The following is a 14496-nucleotide window of genomic DNA, read 5'->3' on the forward strand; positions in this document are numbered from 1 at the left end:
CATTGAGAACAGCCGGTCATTGTTACGGGCGCTGGCATTGAATCCATGAAACCGCACAGGACAGGCGGAGCCATGCGTAATCGTCCCCGCACAATCAGGACCACCGAGTCCCTGTTGGAGAACGGCCTCGTCGACGAGGAGAGCCTGCCGGAGCTCCGCGATGTCGCGAAGCGGTACGCCGTGAGCATCACCGGGGTGATCCAGGAGCGGATCACGCACGTCGACGATCCGGTCGCCAGACAGTTCGTCCCCACCGGGGCCGAACTGCTGATCACCGCGGAGGAGCGCGCCGACCCGATCGGCGACGACCCCTTCACCCCGGTCAAGGGGATCACCCACCGCTACCCGGACCGGCTGCTGCTCAAGCCGATGCACCTGTGCCCGGTCTACTGCCGCTTCTGCTTCCGCCGCGAGGTGGTCGGCCCCGGCGAGGGGATGCTCGGCCAGGCCGAACTGGAGGCCGCCCTCGACTACATCCGGGCCCACGAGGAGGTGTGGGAGGTCATCTTCACCGGCGGCGACCCGCTGATCATCGCGCCCACCAAGCTCCGCCCGATCATGGCGGCCCTGGACGCGATCGAGCACGTGAAGGTGATCCGCTTCCACACCCGGGTGCCGGTGGTCGACCCCGACCGGGTCACCGACGAGCTGGTGGACGCCCTTTCGACCGAGACCCCGGTCTGGGTGGTGGTCCACACCAATCACAGCCAGGAGATCGGCACGGCGGCGCGCGGCGCGCTGCGGCGGCTGAACCGGGGCGGTGTCCCGCTGCTCAGCCAGACCGTGCTGCTGCGCGGGGTGAACGACACCCCGGAGGCGCTGGAGGGACTGTTCCGGACCCTGGTGGCCAACCGGGTGAAGCCCTACTACCTGCACCACGGCGACCTCGCCCAGGGCACCAGCCACTTCCGCACCAGCATCGCCGAGGGCCAGGAGCTGGTCCGGCGGCTGCGCGGACGGGTCTCCGGCACCTGCCAGCCCACCTACGTCCTGGACATCCCCGGCGGCCACGGGAAGGTGCCGATCGGCCCCTCGTACCTGGAGCCCGGCGAGGACGGGACCGACGGCACGCACGTCGTCACCGACCCGTGGGGCGAGCGCCACCCCTACCCGCCGCGCGTCGCGGAAGCGCCGACCACCACGGCACCGACAGCGGCTGCGGCAACGACAGCGACAGCGACAAGCACAGCCACGACCACAGCCACGGAGGAGGACCCGACCGATGACTGAGGACCTCGCGTCCCGGTCCACACCCGCACGCGGCCCCGGCTCCGTCTCCTTCGCCGACCCCGGGGGCGTCACCTCAGCACTCTCCTGGTCCGCGCCCGAGCTGACCGCCGGCCTGGCCTGGTCCGCGCTCACCCGCACCTTCGCCGCCGAGGCGGCCGGCCTGCGCGCCGACCAGGTGAAGCTGCACGTCAACGGCGAACCGGTGGTGGACCACGACGCCTGGCCGACCACCGGCGCGGACGCCGCCGGACCGGCCGCCTGGCTGGGCCGACGGCACACCTTCGACCCCGACGACGACCGCTTCGTCTACGCCCGCGCCGTGCAGGAGCAGGACCGGACGCTGTTCCGCGCCGTCGTCGAGCTGCTGGCACCCCACCTCTGGCGGCTCGGACTGCCGCCCGGCCACGTCGAGGTCGAGGTGTTCCACGGCGCCTACCGCAACACCCCGGGCGGCATCCACCGGGAGGGCTGCACCAACCTCCACCTCGTCCTGGCGGGCCGCAAGAGCATGCACTTCTGGCGGGGCACGGACTGGGTGCCGGCCGGGACGACGGTGCGCGAGGACGTCGAACCCGAGTCCGAACTCCCGGAGGAGTACCTGCCGGACCTCGACCGCCGCTCGGTGGTGGAGCACGGCCACGTCCTCACCGCCACCACCGGCGGCGGCTTCTTCTGGCGCAGCGGCATCTGGCACGTGGGCGAGACCCACGAGCCGTCCGTCGCGCTGAACATCGCCTCGTACACCCGGACCCTGGACGTCGAGGCGAAGCTCCTCCCGCTGTGGGGCGACCGGTTGCACGGCGAGGTCCCGGCCGACTGGCTGGCCGACTACCGGGAGCACGTCCGGTCCACCGGGGACGACGCCGCCCTGCTCGCGCGGCTGACCGCGCTCGGCATGCGGCCGGCCCCGCCGGACCGGACCGGCACCGAGCCGCGCTCCGTCCGCCGCGAGTCGACGGCACCGGTGCTGTGGTCACCGGCCGGTCCCGGGCGGCTGACCGTCGCCGCGCTGGGCCACGCCGCGGACTTCGCCGACGGCCCGGTCCCCCGCGACTGGCTGGAAGCGGCGCTCACGAACCGTCCCACGCCGCACGATGTGCCGCGGGAGTGCGGGCGGCTCGCCCAATGGCTGTGCGCACAGCGGATTCTCGAACCGATGGAGGCATCATGACCGACACGTCCCCCGCGGACACCTGGCAGCTCTCGGACACCGAGGTGTTCAGCAAGTACGGGGACGCCTTCGTCCCGCGCCGGGCGGAGCAGACCGCCGCCGTGTGCGACCTGCTGGCCGGCATCCCCGTCCCGCACGTCCTCGACCTGTGCTGCGGCGAGGGGCGGCTGTCCGAGGAGTACCTGCGCCGCGACCCGGAGGCCAGGGTCACCGTGCTGGACCGCTCCCCCGAGATGCTGGCCCTGACCGCGAAGCGGCTGGAGCCGTTCGCCGACCGGCACGACAGCGTCGAGGCGGACATCGAGGACCGGCTGTGGCGCACCGGCGTCGGCTACGGCGGTGTGATGACCTCGCTGGCGGTCCACCACCTCGACGGCGAGGGCAAGCGGCTGCTCTACCGGGACATCCACGCGATGCTCGCGCCGGGCGGCGTCTTCGTCATGGCCGACCTGGTGGAGCCCGCCGGTGCCACCGCCCGCACGCTCGCGGGCGACCACTGGGAGGAGGCGGTGCGCCGCGCGTCCGAGGAGCAGTTCGGCGGCGACGAGGCGGCCGTCGCGTTCGAGCGGACCGAGTGGAACCACTACCGGCTGCCCGGCCCGGACCCGGTCGACAAGCCGTCCTCGGTGGCCGAGCACCTGGACTGGCTGCGCGAGGCCGGTTTCGTCGAGGTCGACGTGGTCTGGATGTACGCGGGACACGCCCTGTTCACAGCGAAGCGGAAGGCGAACTGAGTGAGCGAGCAACCGAGTCGTACGATTCTGGCCAACATCGTCAGCGAGATCATGGCCGAGCAGCCGACGGACGCCTACCGGCGGGCGATGGCCGCCGCGACCCCGCGCAAGCTCTGGCAGGCCCGGCCGGGCGACTGCGTGGTGATGCTGGCGCCGTGCACCCCGGCCTTCCGCGACTACGTGGCCGAGATGGTCGGCCTGGACGTGGACCGGGTCGACATCGTCGCCCCGCCGGAGGTCCGCGGGGTGCACGCGCTGGAGGTCGCCGCCGACCTGGGCGCCACCGGACGGATCGCCGAGCGGCCGGAGTTGAAGCCGTTCGTGCTGGACGGTCCGGTGCTGGAGTTCGGCCGCCGCACCGGGGTGCGGGTGCTGCCGTACACCCGGCTACCGGAGGACAGCACCCTCGAGGCGCTGCGGCTGATCAACACCAAGGACGGCTTCCGCCGGACCGCCGCCGGTCTGGGGCTGCCGGTCGCGGACGGCGGATTCGCCGAGACCCCGGCCGAACTGGCCGCCGCCCTGGTGGAGTTCCTGGCCGACCGGCCGGGCGCGATCATCAAGACCAACCGTGGCTCCAACGGCTTCGGCAACACCGTGATCCGGGCGAACGGGCCGGCGTCGGTCGAGCGGCAGGTCCTGGACGCCGTGGCCGGGCAGCCCGCGCGCGACTGCGGCTGGGTGTACGAGGAGTTCCTGCCGTTCACGGCGACGCCGAGCATGGAACTGGAGATCGACGACCGGGGCCCCACCGACTTCTACAGCTGCGACCAGCGCACGGTGAACAACGCCTGGACCGGCATGGTGACCCCGGCCGCCGAGGGCCCGTACCACGAGCAGCTGCGCGGTGCGGCCGAGGCCATCGGCGGCTGGCTGCACGGGCAGGGCTACCGGGGCATCTACGACGTCGACTGCGGTGTGTACGACGGGGGTTACGTCGTCACCGAGGCCAACGTCCGCCGCACCGGCGGCACTTACCTGGAGGAGCTGGCGCGCCGGCTGCGGCCCGGGGACTCCCCGGTGCACTGGCGGGCGGACGTCAGGATCGGCCCGGACGGGCTGGACTTCGCGAGCGCCGCCGCCAAGCTCGCGGCGGCCGGACTCGCCGACCCCGCGGCGGACGCCCGGGCCGTGCTGACGGCGGACACCCGTGCCGTGGACGGCAAGTGGCGCTATCTGGTGGTGGGCCGGGAGGACGGGTCGGTCGCCGAGGTCGAGCGGCAGCTGGAGCAGATCCTGGGGATCGGCTGATGCTGCACTCCGCTCTCCACCCCGGCTTCAGCGCGGTCGCGGGGACCGGTCTCGTCGCGCTGCGCGACATCCCGCTGGGCACGGTGCTGTGGGGACCGTGCCCGCAGTGCCGGACCTGGGACGCCGGCGAACAGCTCACCCTCTCACCCCGGGTCGTCGACTGGCTGGACGAGTTCGGCTACCGGCTGGCCGACCGGAGCCTGCTGCTGCCCTGCCGGGGCGCGCACCTGCTCAACCACTCCTGCGAGGCCACGGTCCTGGACCACGGCCTCGCGGCGGGCCTCGCCGTCCGGGACATCCGGGCCGGCGAGGAGGTGACCGGGGACTACCGAACCTTCCGCTACGACGAGCCGTGGGAGTTCGACTGCCGCTGTGGTGCCGCGAGTTGCCCGGGGTCGGTGCGGTCCTCCTCCGGAGCTCCGCCGGCCGAGCTGGCCGGGGAGTGGGAGCGGCGGATGGCACCGGCGCTGGCCGCCGCCGCCGGCGTACCGCAGGAACTCCCGCTGCGGGCCGGCCAGGTGGACGGCGCCCCGGCCGGCCATCGCGGCCCGGAGGAGGCGACATGACCGCACTGCAACCCGAACACACTGTGCGGGCAAGTCTGTTGAGGATCGAGGAGGTTCCCTCCCGGTCCTGGGTGACACTGCTGGGCGAGCGGGACCTCTTCCTGCTGCCCGGCTGGATGGAGGTCGGTCCCGGCACCTACGGCGGCGGCCTGCGCGACGCCCGGGCCGCCCTGGTCGACCGCGACGGCACGGCGGTGGCGGGAACGGCCGGCTGGCTCTTCGGCCGCGACTGCACCGAGGACCTGTGCCGCCCCGACGTCCTGCTGGAGATCCCCGAGCCGCGCGGGGAGCCGCTGTTCCCGACCCTGCTGGCCGGCGGCTGGTACGACAGCCGGGTCGCGCACCGGCCCGGCGGCGCCGGTCCGGCCGAACTCGCCGCCGTGGTCGACTCCTTGGAGGAGTGGGGGCGTTCGGAGGGCGCCGCCTCGGTCTGCTGGCCGAGCGTGGACGAGCGGGAGAGGGTGCTGGTCGGCCTCCTCCGCGAGCGCGGCTACCGGCGCTTCCCGCTGACGCCGCGGTGGGCACTGGAGGGGCCGTGGACCGGCTTCGACGACTACCTGGACCGGATGACCAGCAAGCGCCGGGTCTCGGTGCGCAGCGAGCGGCGCCGGGTCCGGGAGGCGGGCATCACCTGCCGGACGGTGCCGCTCACCCGGGAACTGGCCCGGCCGCTGGTGGAGCTGGCCGAGGAGAACGTGACCCGGCACGGCGGCCGGGTCGACCTCGACCGCTACGCCGACTGGGTCGCGGCGCTGACCGGGATCGAGGACGGCCGGGCCGAGGCCCACCTGGCCGAGCGGGACGGGCGGATCCTCGGCTGCGTGGTGTCCAGCACCTACGCCGGGCGGGTGTACGCGCTGTTCCCGGGCTTCGACTACGAGCAGATCTCCGGGCTGCCCGTCTACTTCGAACTCGCCTACTACCACCTGGTCGAGCACGCCGCCGCCCACGGCTACCACGCGGTGGAGTACGGACCGGCGGCGGACGAGGCGAAGAACCTGCGCGGCTGCGTCGCCCATCGGCAGGCACTGTGGATCCGGGGCCTGGACCCGGCGGCGGAACGGCTGGTCGCGGAACTCGGCGACCTCACCGACTTCACCGGACCCACAGGCGCAACCGGACCCACAGGTGCGAGCGGACCCATAGGTGCGAGCGGTGCGACCGGGCCCGCCGTCACCGCCGTCCCCGCGGACGACGACCGGACCGGGAGGAGCGCATGAGCCCGCCCACCGTCGTGCTCGCGCCCGGCGGGCCCGGCCTCGGCGGCGAGACCCTCGCCGGGCTCCCGCTGCCGCCGGGCTGCCGGCGCCTGGTCGGGGCGGGCGACTGCGGGCCGGGCGGCGACCCGTTCGCCGTCCAGACCGACCGGCTGGTCCGGCTGCTCGACACGGCCGGTACCGAGGGGCCGGTTCTGCTCCTCGCCCACTCCGCCGGTGCCCGCCCGGCCCTGCGTGCCGCGGCCCGGAGCCCCGGTCGGTTCCGCGCGGTCGTGCTGGTCGCCGCCCAGCTGCACGACCGCACCGACCATCCCGAGCTGCTGGACGAGCGCCTCGACGCGCTCGACGGCCCGCTGCGGGAGACCGCCCGGCTGGCCCGGGCGACCGCGCCCGACCGGGCACCGGCCGACGACGACGAGCTGCGCGAACTCCTGCTCGCCGACCTGGCCCTCACCTTCCCCGCCCTCGGACCGGCCCAGCGCGGCTTCCTGGCCGCCTGCGCCCGCAGCTGGGACCTCCACGCCGTGCGCGCCGTGCTCTCCGGACGCGTTCCCGAGGACGATCTCACGGCGACGGCCGCACGGGTCGGCGCCCCGGTACTGGTCGTCAACGGCGAGCAGGACCCGTGGGCCGGCGCCCCGTCGGCACGGGAGCTGGCCGCGGCGCTGCCGGACGGCAGGGCCCGGACGGTCCCCGGGGCGGGGCACGTGCCCTGGCTGGACGATCCGGAGGCGGTGGCCCGGCTGCTGGCCCGGACGGTGGAGGAGGCGGCACCGGCGTGAGCTACCGCAAGGTCCTGGCGGACCGGATCTGTGCCCAGCTGGCCCTGTCGACGGCGGTCGGCCGGTTCGCCCAGGTGATGTTCGACGTCACCGTGGTGATCTTCGTGGTGCAGGACCTGCACCGCCCCGCGGCGGCCGGCCTGGCCGTGCTGCTGGCGACCCTGCCCGGCCTGCTGCTCAGCCCGCTGAGCGGCGGCTTCCTCCAGGGCCGCAACGTCACCGCGTGGATGGCGGCCGACTACCTGATCAAGGCGGCCGCCACGCTCGGGATCGCCTTCGGCGCGTCGGCCGGCGCCGGCGGCATCTGGACCCTGTGGGGGCTGGCCCTGCTGTCCTCGCTGACCAGCGCCTTCGGCAACGTCGCGTTCCGCAGCTACGTCGCGCTCTCGCTGCCCGCGCAGCTGCGCGGGGCGGCCAACGGTCTCGATTCGATGGTCTCGGGCCTGGCCGCGATGGCCGGGCCCGCCCTGGCCGGGATCGCGGTCACGGTCCTCGGCGGCCGGCACAGCGTGGCGGTGGTCGGCGCGGCCTACCTGGCGGCGGCGCTGGTCGCGGCCGCCTCGGGACGCACCACCCCGGAGGCCGGCGGCGAGGTCGGCCTGCGCAGCGCCGTGGAGGCGGTGCGCGGGATCCTGGTCCACCCGGTGCTGCGCGGGCTGACCGGCGTGTACTTCCTCTACCAGGTCGCGGTCGGCGTCCTCGTCGTCTCACTGCCCCAGCTGGTCTCGGCCGGGTTCGGGGCCGCCCCCTCCTGGACCGGCACCAGTTGGTCGATCGCGGGGGCGCTGGGGATCGCGTCCTCGTTGGCCGCCGGGCACCGGATCGCCGACGGCGCGGAGCGGCGGTTCCTGATCGCCGGTGCCGCCCTGACGGCGCTCGGCCTGGCGGGACTGTTCCTGCACTCCGCCGTGTTCTGGCTGGCCGCGATGTTCGTGCTGCTCGGGGTGGCCGTGGGGCCCATGGACGTCGGGCTGCTCAGCCTCCGGCAGCGGCTGCTGCCCGGGACCGGGGCCACCGCGACCCTCGCCGTCTCCGCCAGTCTCAACATGGCCGGCTATCCGGCCGGGGCCATGGTCGGCGGGCTGGTGGCCGGTCTCGGCCTGGGCACGCAGACCGGGGTGGCCCTCGGGTGCGCCCTGCTCTCGCTGGCCCTCTGCGCCCGGCTGCCGGTGCTCCCGGCCGGGCCCGGGCCGGCCACCGACGCGGCGGCCGACGCTGCGGCCGGGGCGTCCGTCCGGGCCGCCGAGTCCTCGGCCGCCCAGTAGCGGTCCGCACCACCCCCTCCGGCCGGCCGGTGAGGCCGGCCGGAGGGGTACACCACGCCCCCTTCCCCCGCCCCTCCCGAGCTCTCGCACCCTTCGACCTCTCGCACCCTTCGACCTGTCACTTCCGATGGAAAGTCAGGACCATGGCGACAATTGGAGTCATCTGCACGATCCTCGTCCGCCCGCGCGGCCTCGGCGGCCCTGCCGAGGCCGGCGGGGCCGGCGCATCCACCGAGGCCCCGTCCACCGGCGCCCCCGCCGTCCGGCGCGCACCGGGAGCCCGGTCGTGATCCCCCGCACCGCCGACGGGGCGACCGCCACCGCCACGGCCACGGCCACCGGCTACGGTGCCGGGCACGATGCCACCGCACTGCTGCTCGCGGAACTCACCAGAAACGGGCGGATATCCCTGCGGCTCGCCTGCTCCCGGCTGACCACCTGGGAATCGCTGCTGGTGCAGCACGTCCTCGGCCGCGGCGACGTGGAGTTCCTCGCCGCGGAACCGAGCTCGACCCCGGACCCGGACCCGAACGGACCGGCAGGCCCGGCCCCGGTCACGCTCACCCGCTCGCCGCTGGCCGGTCTGTCGCTCTGGGCACCCGGCGAACCGCCCGGCCCCGAGGCCGAGCCCGTCGGCCGCCTGCGGGTCCCGGCCGAGGTGCTCGACGCGGTGGCCGAGGAGACCCGGGTGATCGAGGCTCGGGAGGCCGCCGACCGGCACGAGGCGGACACCATCCTGCGCACCTGGGAGAAGAACGGCGAGCTGGACGACCGGCTCGCCAGACTGGCCGACTGGGTCGAACGGGTCGAGAGCGTCTACATCCTGATCGGCCGGGACGTCTTCTCGAAGTCCGACGCGGGCACCAACACCCTTACCCGGCAGGGCCTGCTGACCGGCCTCCGGACGTCACCGGTCGACGACTGGCGGCCGGCCGACCGGCTGTTCGTGGTCCTCGCCCACTGCCTGTTCGTCAGCGGCCGTTCGGTGCGCTTCGAGGAGTTCAACGGCCTCCAGCTCTCCGCCACCGGTCTGCGGGAGTTCCTGCTCGACCGGCACGCCCAGTACTGCGCCGCGCTGGACCGCGGGCCGGGCGGGGCGGCCGGCCTCCCGCTGCCCGAACTGGCCCAGCTGGTGCGCGACCTGATGCACGACGTCGACCGCTCGGAGCTGATGCGCTACCGCCGGATCAACGGGCTGACCTTCGTGAAGAACGAGCGGCTGCTCGACTTCCCGCTGCCCCGCGACCCGGAGACGATGCCGGAGCTGGTCGCCCGGCACGGCCGGCTGAACCTCGGGGTGGAGACCACCGGCGACGTCCGGGCGGACCTGCGGGCGATGACCCTGGCCGCCGTCGCACTCGACGCGACCGCCGAGGCCGATCCCGGTCCGGCACCCCCCGGCCAGGGCGCGGTCGGCGAGCTGCTGGCCGCCGTCGTGCTGTCCTCGATCGTGGCCACCGACGCCGACTACGGCATGAGCAGTTCGGTGCGCGACCTGTCCGGACTGCGCGGCGTCCGGGCCGGCAGCCCGGACGGCGTCCTGGCGCTGAAGAAGGGAGACTTCTTCTGCTGCTGCCTTCCGCACCCGACCAGGATGGCCGAGGTCGGCGACGAGACCGCGGCGATCCTGTGGCGGTCCGCCCAGCGGATGATGTACAACCGCTGGCACTTCGCCCCGGGCGAGTACGACCGGGCGGAGATCCCGGAGAAACGGCACTACTTCTTCCCGCCGCAGGTGCCCGACATCGCCGAGCACGCCGAACACCACCACGGCGGCCATGTCGCCTCCCGCGTGCGGTACACGATCCGCGCGCCCGGCGCCCAGGTCTGGCACCCGCCGTTCACCGTCTTCGGCCACGGCTACCGCGGCTGCTACGACATCCGGCTGGTCCGGATGGAGGGACCGCCGTTCACCACCACCGAGCTGGCCGAGGCGGTGCGCCACTGCTCCCTGGTCGACGAGCTGTGGCGCACCCTCGCGCAGGGCCTCCAGAGCGGCGACCTGCACGTCCCCCCGGTCAACGGCTTCGACCGGTCCTGGTACGAGTCGCGGGGCTGGGAGCGGCTGCGCCCGTTCGGCCTCGCCGCCCGCGGCCCGGCGCGGGTGGACCCGCTCTGACCCGGTGGCCGGCCCGCCGGACCTCCGGCGGGCCGGCCACCGCCCCGTGCCGCCACCCGGCCACGGCCCGGGCAGCACCCTTCCCCTGCCCGGCCGTTGCCCGGCCGCTCCCGGCGACCCGCCCGGAGCTACGAGTAGTCGGCGAGGTCGATCCCGCTGTCCACCCCCGATCCGTCGATGCTGAACTTCCCGGTGTTCCCGTACCGGTCCCACGCGGTGATCACCGGGCTGAAGTACACCCGCCAGGTGTGGACCGGCCCGTTGGGAATGTGCCAGCCGTCCCCTCCGGTGGTGGCGTGCACCCAGGTGAAGCACAGGTACTGCTCGGGGTACTCCCGGTCGTAGATCCGCGCGTAGTCCCACCACTTGTTGCCGTCGGGGAAGTTGACGATCAGTCCGCCGTAGCCGCCGTCCCCCGCGTAGGAGCCGGCGTGCGGCTCCTGGTACCAGACGTAGGAGCCGTAGAGGTTCTTGTGGTGGCTGTCGGGCTTGATGTCGCAGGCGAAGAAGCCCTCGTAGCCGGGGTCGCTCCAGTAGCCCGACACCGAGAAGGTGACGAAGTAGTTGTCCGTGGCGGCCAGCGACAGGTAGTAGTTCCAGGCCTCGGTGGTGACGTACTTGGTGTCGTTCTCGTACCTGGTCGCCGTCCTGGAGTACACCCAGTCGACGTCCGACCGCCGGTGGGTCAGGGCCACCAGCGGGTCGAGCGTGACCTTGCCCTCGAAGGAGCCCGATCCGGCCGTGGTCGTGTACACCTTCCCGGTGTCCGTCTCGACCCAGGCCGAGACGGACTTGCGGTCCGCGCCCGGCCAGCAGCTGACGTAGAAGGTGAACCTCTGCGTTCCGTCCTCCGCGAGTTCGGGCTCCGCGAGTTCGGGCTCCGCAGGCTCGGCCCCCGTGGGCCCGGCCTCCGCCGGTTCGGCCTCCGCGGCGTCCCGGCTGCTCCCGCCGGGGACGTGGTGGAAGTACCGGTCCTCCCGGTCGGTGAAGCACCAGCCGTCGCGGCCCTGCCAGTTGAGCTTCTCGCCGCTGACGTAGTCGACCAGGTTCACCCGGTCCGGCCAGGAGATGTCCCCGTAGTAGGTGGCTCCGTTCTCGTCGGTCGGCTTGACGCTGATGGTCACCGCGACCTGGTTCCGGCCGTTCGCGTAGATCTCGGCGCCCGGACCTCCGGTCTCCAGCATCAGCGAGAGCTTGGACACTCCTGCCCATTGGGTCATCTGCGGTCTCCTCCGCTGCTCCGTGTGACGGGGTGTGCCGCCGGGACGTCCGGCTCCGGTCCGCGCCGGCCGCCCGGGCCGCTCGGGTCCGCAGCGGTCCGCGCCGGTCCGCGCCGGTCCGGCTGCGGGCATTTCCCTGCTCGTCGTAATCCGTGGTCGTGATGTCGCCGCGGGCGTTCCGCCCCGGATCGGGGCAGGTGACCGAACGCCGTGCCGGAAGCCGGAACCGGGTCGGCTGCCGGTCGAACTCCTTGTGCGGACCGGTGCCGGAATCCACCCCTGCCGACTCCGAACTCCCGGAATCGGCCGCCTGCGTGAAGAACGAGGACGCCGAAGGCATGCGCCACCCTCCCCTGGTGCTCCGACGCCGGTACGCTCGCTTCCTCTGCCCCGCCCGCACGCTCCCCGCGCCTGCCGACAGGTGGCCGACAATGCGGCGGAACGGAGTGGCAGGGGGTGCTCGACCGATCGAAATGCGCCGGCTCGATCCGGCGGCGGCGACTCGCCCCCGTGAAGAGAACTGTTCCTGACGGATTGCCTTGAACACGCCGGGGCGACCGTTTCACTGTAACCCGGCGGCAGCCGATCGTGTCCCTTCCTGTAATAATTCCGCTCCCCCGGCGGCGTGCCCGGTGGCGTCGGGGAGCGCGGAGGGCGCTCCCGGGGCGTGCCCCGCGCGCCGGTACCGCCGTGCGTCAGCGGCTCGGCGCCGCCCGGTACTTCAGCGCCTCAGCGCCTCAGCGTCCCCGCGCCTCAGCGTCCCCGCGCCTCGGTACGGGGCAGGGCCGGGAGGCGGGTCCGGAAGGCGCAGCCGGCCGGGGTGTCCTCGATGCCGAGGGTGCCGCCGTGCAGGGCGGCGATGTCGCGGGCGATCGACAGGCCGAGGCCGGTCCCGCCGTCGTCGCGGCTGCGGGCGTCGTCGAGCCTGGTGAAGCGTTCGAACACCTTCGCGCGCTCCGCGGGCGGGACGCCGGGGCCGTCGTCGGCGACGTCGAGGACCGCCCGGCCGGTCTCCGGGTCGAGGGCGAGCCGTACCGTCACCCGGCGGCGGGCGTGGCGCTCCGCGTTGTCGAGGAGGTTGGTCAGCAGCCGCCCCAGCCACATCGGGTTCCCGGTCACCGTGATGCCGTCGGCCAGTTCCGCCACGACCTCCGTCCGCCCGGGGGCCCGGCCGTCCAGACAGGTGCGCACCAGTTCGGCGAGGTCGAGTTCCTCGGCCGGGCCGTTGTGCCCGGTGGAGTCGAGGCGGGCGAGCAGCAGCAGGTCGGCGGCGAGCGACTGGAGCCGGTCGGTGTCCTGGAGCGCGCCGGCCACCATGTCCGCGCGGACACCGGGGTCGGGGTGGGTGTGCGCGACCTCCAGTTGGGTGCGCAGCACGGCGAGCGGGCTGCGCAGTTCGTGGGAGGCGTCGGCGATGAAGCGCCGCTGGCGGACGCCGGCCGCCTCCAGCCGGTCGAGCATGGCGTTCATGGTGCGGGCGAGGCGGGCGATCTCGTCCTCGCTGCCGGGTTCGGGCACCCGGCGGGCGAGGTCGCGGTCGCCGATCGTGGCGACCTCGGCGCGGATGGCCTCGACGGGGCGCAGCGCGCGGCCGGTCGCCCGCCAGGTCACCACGCCGACGGTGGCCACCAGGACGGCGCTGAGTCCGCCGAGTGCGGCGGTGGTGAGGTCCTCGGCGGTGTCGGCGGTGTGCAGGGAGGCGCCGACCCGGACGGTGACCGGGCCGTTCGGGGTGCCGGTGGTGAGAGTGGTGACCCGCTGGTGGTGCTCGTCGCCGAGCATGCCGAGGTCGAAGCTGTCGTGGCCGTCCTCGGTGCCGGTGAGGGCGGGGTGGCCGGCGAGGTTCTGGCTGGCGGCGACCACGGCTCCGGACGCGTCGGTGACCTGGACGAAGTCGGTGCCGGGGCCGAGCGGGAGCACGTGCGGCAGGGGTCCCTGGGCGGCGGAGGCGGCCACCGTCCGGGCCTGCTCGCGGGCGGCGGTCTCGACGGTGCGGTGCAGGTTGACCCGCATCAGCAGCACCACCGCGGCGGAGGCGGCCAGCAGGACGACGGCGACGGCCGCGCACGCGGCGATCGTGGTGCGGGTGCGGACCGACCGGGGTGCCAGCCGTTCCGTCGCGGCGGTGACCCGGGGCGAGCGCAGCAGCCGGTCGGCCCGGCGGCGGAGGGCCGCGAGCACCCCTCGGCGGGCGGGGTCAGCCACCGTCGGCCGCCAGTCGGTAGCCGGCGCCGCGCACGGTCTGCACCGCGGTCCGGCCGAACGGGGTGTCGATCTTGCGCCGGAGGGCGCTGATGTGGACCTCGACGGTGTTGGCCCCGCTGTCGGGACCGCTGTCCCAGACCTCGTCGAGGATCTCCCGCTTGGAGACCACCTCGCCCGCCCGGCGCGCGAGGTGGTCCAGGACGGCGAACTCGCGCGGGGTGAGAGCGACCGGGGTCCCGGCCCGGAGGCAGGTGCGGGCGGCGGAGTCCACCACCAGGTCGCCCAGCACGGTGCGCTGGGGGGCTCGGGAACCGATGCGGCGGGCCAGCGCCTTGAGGCGGGCGACCAGGACGAGGAAGGAGAACGGCTTGGAGAGGTAGTCGTCGGCCCCGGTGTCCAGGGCCTCGGCCTCGTCCCACTCGCCGTCCTTGGCGGTGAGCATCAGGATGCCCACGTCACTGCCGGCGGCCCGCAGGCGGGAGCAAACCCGGTAACCGTTGAGACCGGGCAGCATGATGTCGAGAACGATCACGTCGTAGGCGTGCTCGGTGGCGCGCGCCAGCCCGGACAGGCCGTCGTGGACGATGTCGACGGCGAACCCCTCGGCCTCCAGACCGTGCTTGACCGCCAGGGCGAGCCGCTGTTCGTCCTCCACCACCAGTACGCGCATGCCCCCAGGGTCGCAGGTCGCCGCGCCGGGCAGCTGAAGACGTCTTCAGGTCTTCAGCCGACCTTC

General features: G+C 74.0%; 13 protein-coding genes. 10 read left to right on the forward strand and 3 right to left on the reverse strand.

Translation table 11 applies throughout. The features are described from left to right. Window positions 1-72: 72 nt before the first annotated feature. The 10 genes from BLU95_RS03645 (at window position 73) to BLU95_RS03685 (ending at window position 10335) form a co-directional block, all read left to right on the forward strand. Window positions 73-1230, forward strand: coding sequence for a lysine-2,3-aminomutase-like protein (locus BLU95_RS03645; protein WP_093858661.1), 1158 nt, complete (start codon window positions 73-75; stop codon window positions 1228-1230). Further along, complete coding sequence (locus BLU95_RS03650) at window positions 1223-2401, forward strand: hypothetical protein (RefSeq protein WP_093858662.1); 1179 nt, start codon at window positions 1223-1225, stop codon at window positions 2399-2401. The genes BLU95_RS03645 and BLU95_RS03650 overlap by 8 nt, the downstream gene beginning before the upstream one ends. Beyond that, the gene (locus tag BLU95_RS03655) at window positions 2398-3135 is read left to right on the forward strand and encodes a class I SAM-dependent methyltransferase (RefSeq protein WP_093858663.1); all 738 of its coding nucleotides are present in this window, start codon (window positions 2398-2400) and stop codon (window positions 3133-3135) included. The genes BLU95_RS03650 and BLU95_RS03655 overlap by 4 nt, the downstream gene beginning before the upstream one ends. Further along, a complete protein-coding gene (locus tag BLU95_RS03660) occupies window positions 3136-4386 on the forward strand; it encodes a preATP grasp domain-containing protein (RefSeq protein WP_093858664.1) in 1251 nt (416 codons plus the stop codon). Further along, on the forward strand, window positions 4386-4952 hold the full coding sequence (locus BLU95_RS03665; protein ID WP_093858665.1) for an SET domain-containing protein-lysine N-methyltransferase: 567 nt from the start codon (window positions 4386-4388) through the stop codon (window positions 4950-4952). The genes BLU95_RS03660 and BLU95_RS03665 overlap by 1 nt, the downstream gene beginning before the upstream one ends. Continuing rightward, window positions 4949-6172, forward strand: coding sequence for a GNAT family N-acetyltransferase (locus tag BLU95_RS03670; RefSeq protein WP_093858666.1), 1224 nt, complete (start codon window positions 4949-4951; stop codon window positions 6170-6172). Before BLU95_RS03665 ends, BLU95_RS03670 begins: the two co-directional genes overlap by 4 nt. Beyond that, window positions 6169-6951: an alpha/beta fold hydrolase gene (locus BLU95_RS03675; protein WP_093858667.1), complete on the forward strand. Its 783-nt coding sequence runs from the start codon at window positions 6169-6171 to the stop codon at window positions 6949-6951. Before BLU95_RS03670 ends, BLU95_RS03675 begins: the two co-directional genes overlap by 4 nt. Beyond that, window positions 6948-8216 (forward strand): MFS transporter, encoded by a 1269-nt coding sequence (locus BLU95_RS03680; protein ID WP_093858668.1) that lies wholly within the window; start codon window positions 6948-6950, stop codon window positions 8214-8216. The genes BLU95_RS03675 and BLU95_RS03680 overlap by 4 nt, the downstream gene beginning before the upstream one ends. Before the next feature lie 143 nt (window positions 8217-8359). Further along, on the forward strand, window positions 8360-8506 hold the full coding sequence (locus BLU95_RS42085; protein ID WP_159424754.1) for a hypothetical protein: 147 nt from the start codon (window positions 8360-8362) through the stop codon (window positions 8504-8506). Continuing rightward, window positions 8503-10335 carry a hypothetical protein gene (locus tag BLU95_RS03685; RefSeq protein ID WP_093858669.1) on the forward strand — a complete coding sequence of 611 codons (1833 nt, stop codon included), beginning with the start codon at window positions 8503-8505 and terminating at the stop codon, window positions 10333-10335. Before BLU95_RS42085 ends, BLU95_RS03685 begins: the two co-directional genes overlap by 4 nt. A gap of 128 nt (window positions 10336-10463) precedes the next feature. Here BLU95_RS03685 and BLU95_RS03690 read toward each other — a convergent pair whose 3' ends face one another. The 3 genes from BLU95_RS03690 to BLU95_RS03700 form a co-directional block, all read right to left on the reverse strand. Next, entirely contained in the window at window positions 10464-11555 is a 1092-nt protein-coding gene (locus BLU95_RS03690; RefSeq protein ID WP_159424755.1) for a hypothetical protein, read from the reverse strand. 753 nt (window positions 11556-12308) lie between these two features. Beyond that, window positions 12309-13760 carry a sensor histidine kinase gene (locus BLU95_RS03695; RefSeq protein WP_231978259.1) on the reverse strand — a complete coding sequence of 484 codons (1452 nt, stop codon included), beginning with the start codon at window positions 13758-13760 and terminating at the stop codon, window positions 12309-12311. Then, window positions 13753-14430 (reverse strand): response regulator transcription factor, encoded by a 678-nt coding sequence (locus BLU95_RS03700; protein ID WP_093858671.1) that lies wholly within the window; start codon window positions 14428-14430, stop codon window positions 13753-13755. The genes BLU95_RS03695 and BLU95_RS03700 overlap by 8 nt, the downstream gene beginning before the upstream one ends. Between the last annotated feature and the right edge of the window lie 66 nt (window positions 14431-14496).

The sequence above is a fragment of the Streptomyces sp. TLI_053 genome (genome assembly GCF_900105395.1).
Taxonomy (GTDB): Bacteria; Actinomycetota; Actinomycetes; order Streptomycetales; family Streptomycetaceae; genus Kitasatospora.

Coding starts and splice junctions, on each gene's coding strand:
- BLU95_RS03645 (WP_093858661.1), top strand. CDS start 73: ATGCGTAATCGTCCCCGCACAATCAGGACCACCGAGTCCCTGTTGGAG.
- BLU95_RS03650 (WP_093858662.1), top strand. CDS start 1,223: ATGACTGAGGACCTCGCGTCCCGGTCCACACCCGCACGCGGCCCCGGC.
- BLU95_RS03655 (WP_093858663.1), top strand. CDS start 2,398: ATGACCGACACGTCCCCCGCGGACACCTGGCAGCTCTCGGACACCGAG.
- BLU95_RS03665 (WP_093858665.1), top strand. CDS start 4,386: ATGCTGCACTCCGCTCTCCACCCCGGCTTCAGCGCGGTCGCGGGGACC.
- BLU95_RS03670 (WP_093858666.1), top strand. CDS start 4,949: ATGACCGCACTGCAACCCGAACACACTGTGCGGGCAAGTCTGTTGAGG.
- BLU95_RS03675 (WP_093858667.1), top strand. CDS start 6,169: ATGAGCCCGCCCACCGTCGTGCTCGCGCCCGGCGGGCCCGGCCTCGGC.
- BLU95_RS42085 (WP_159424754.1), top strand. CDS start 8,360: ATGGCGACAATTGGAGTCATCTGCACGATCCTCGTCCGCCCGCGCGGC.
- BLU95_RS03690 (WP_159424755.1), bottom strand. CDS start 11,555: ATGACCCAATGGGCAGGAGTGTCCAAGCTCTCGCTGATGCTGGAGACC.
- BLU95_RS03700 (WP_093858671.1), bottom strand. CDS start 14,430: ATGCGCGTACTGGTGGTGGAGGACGAACAGCGGCTCGCCCTGGCGGTC.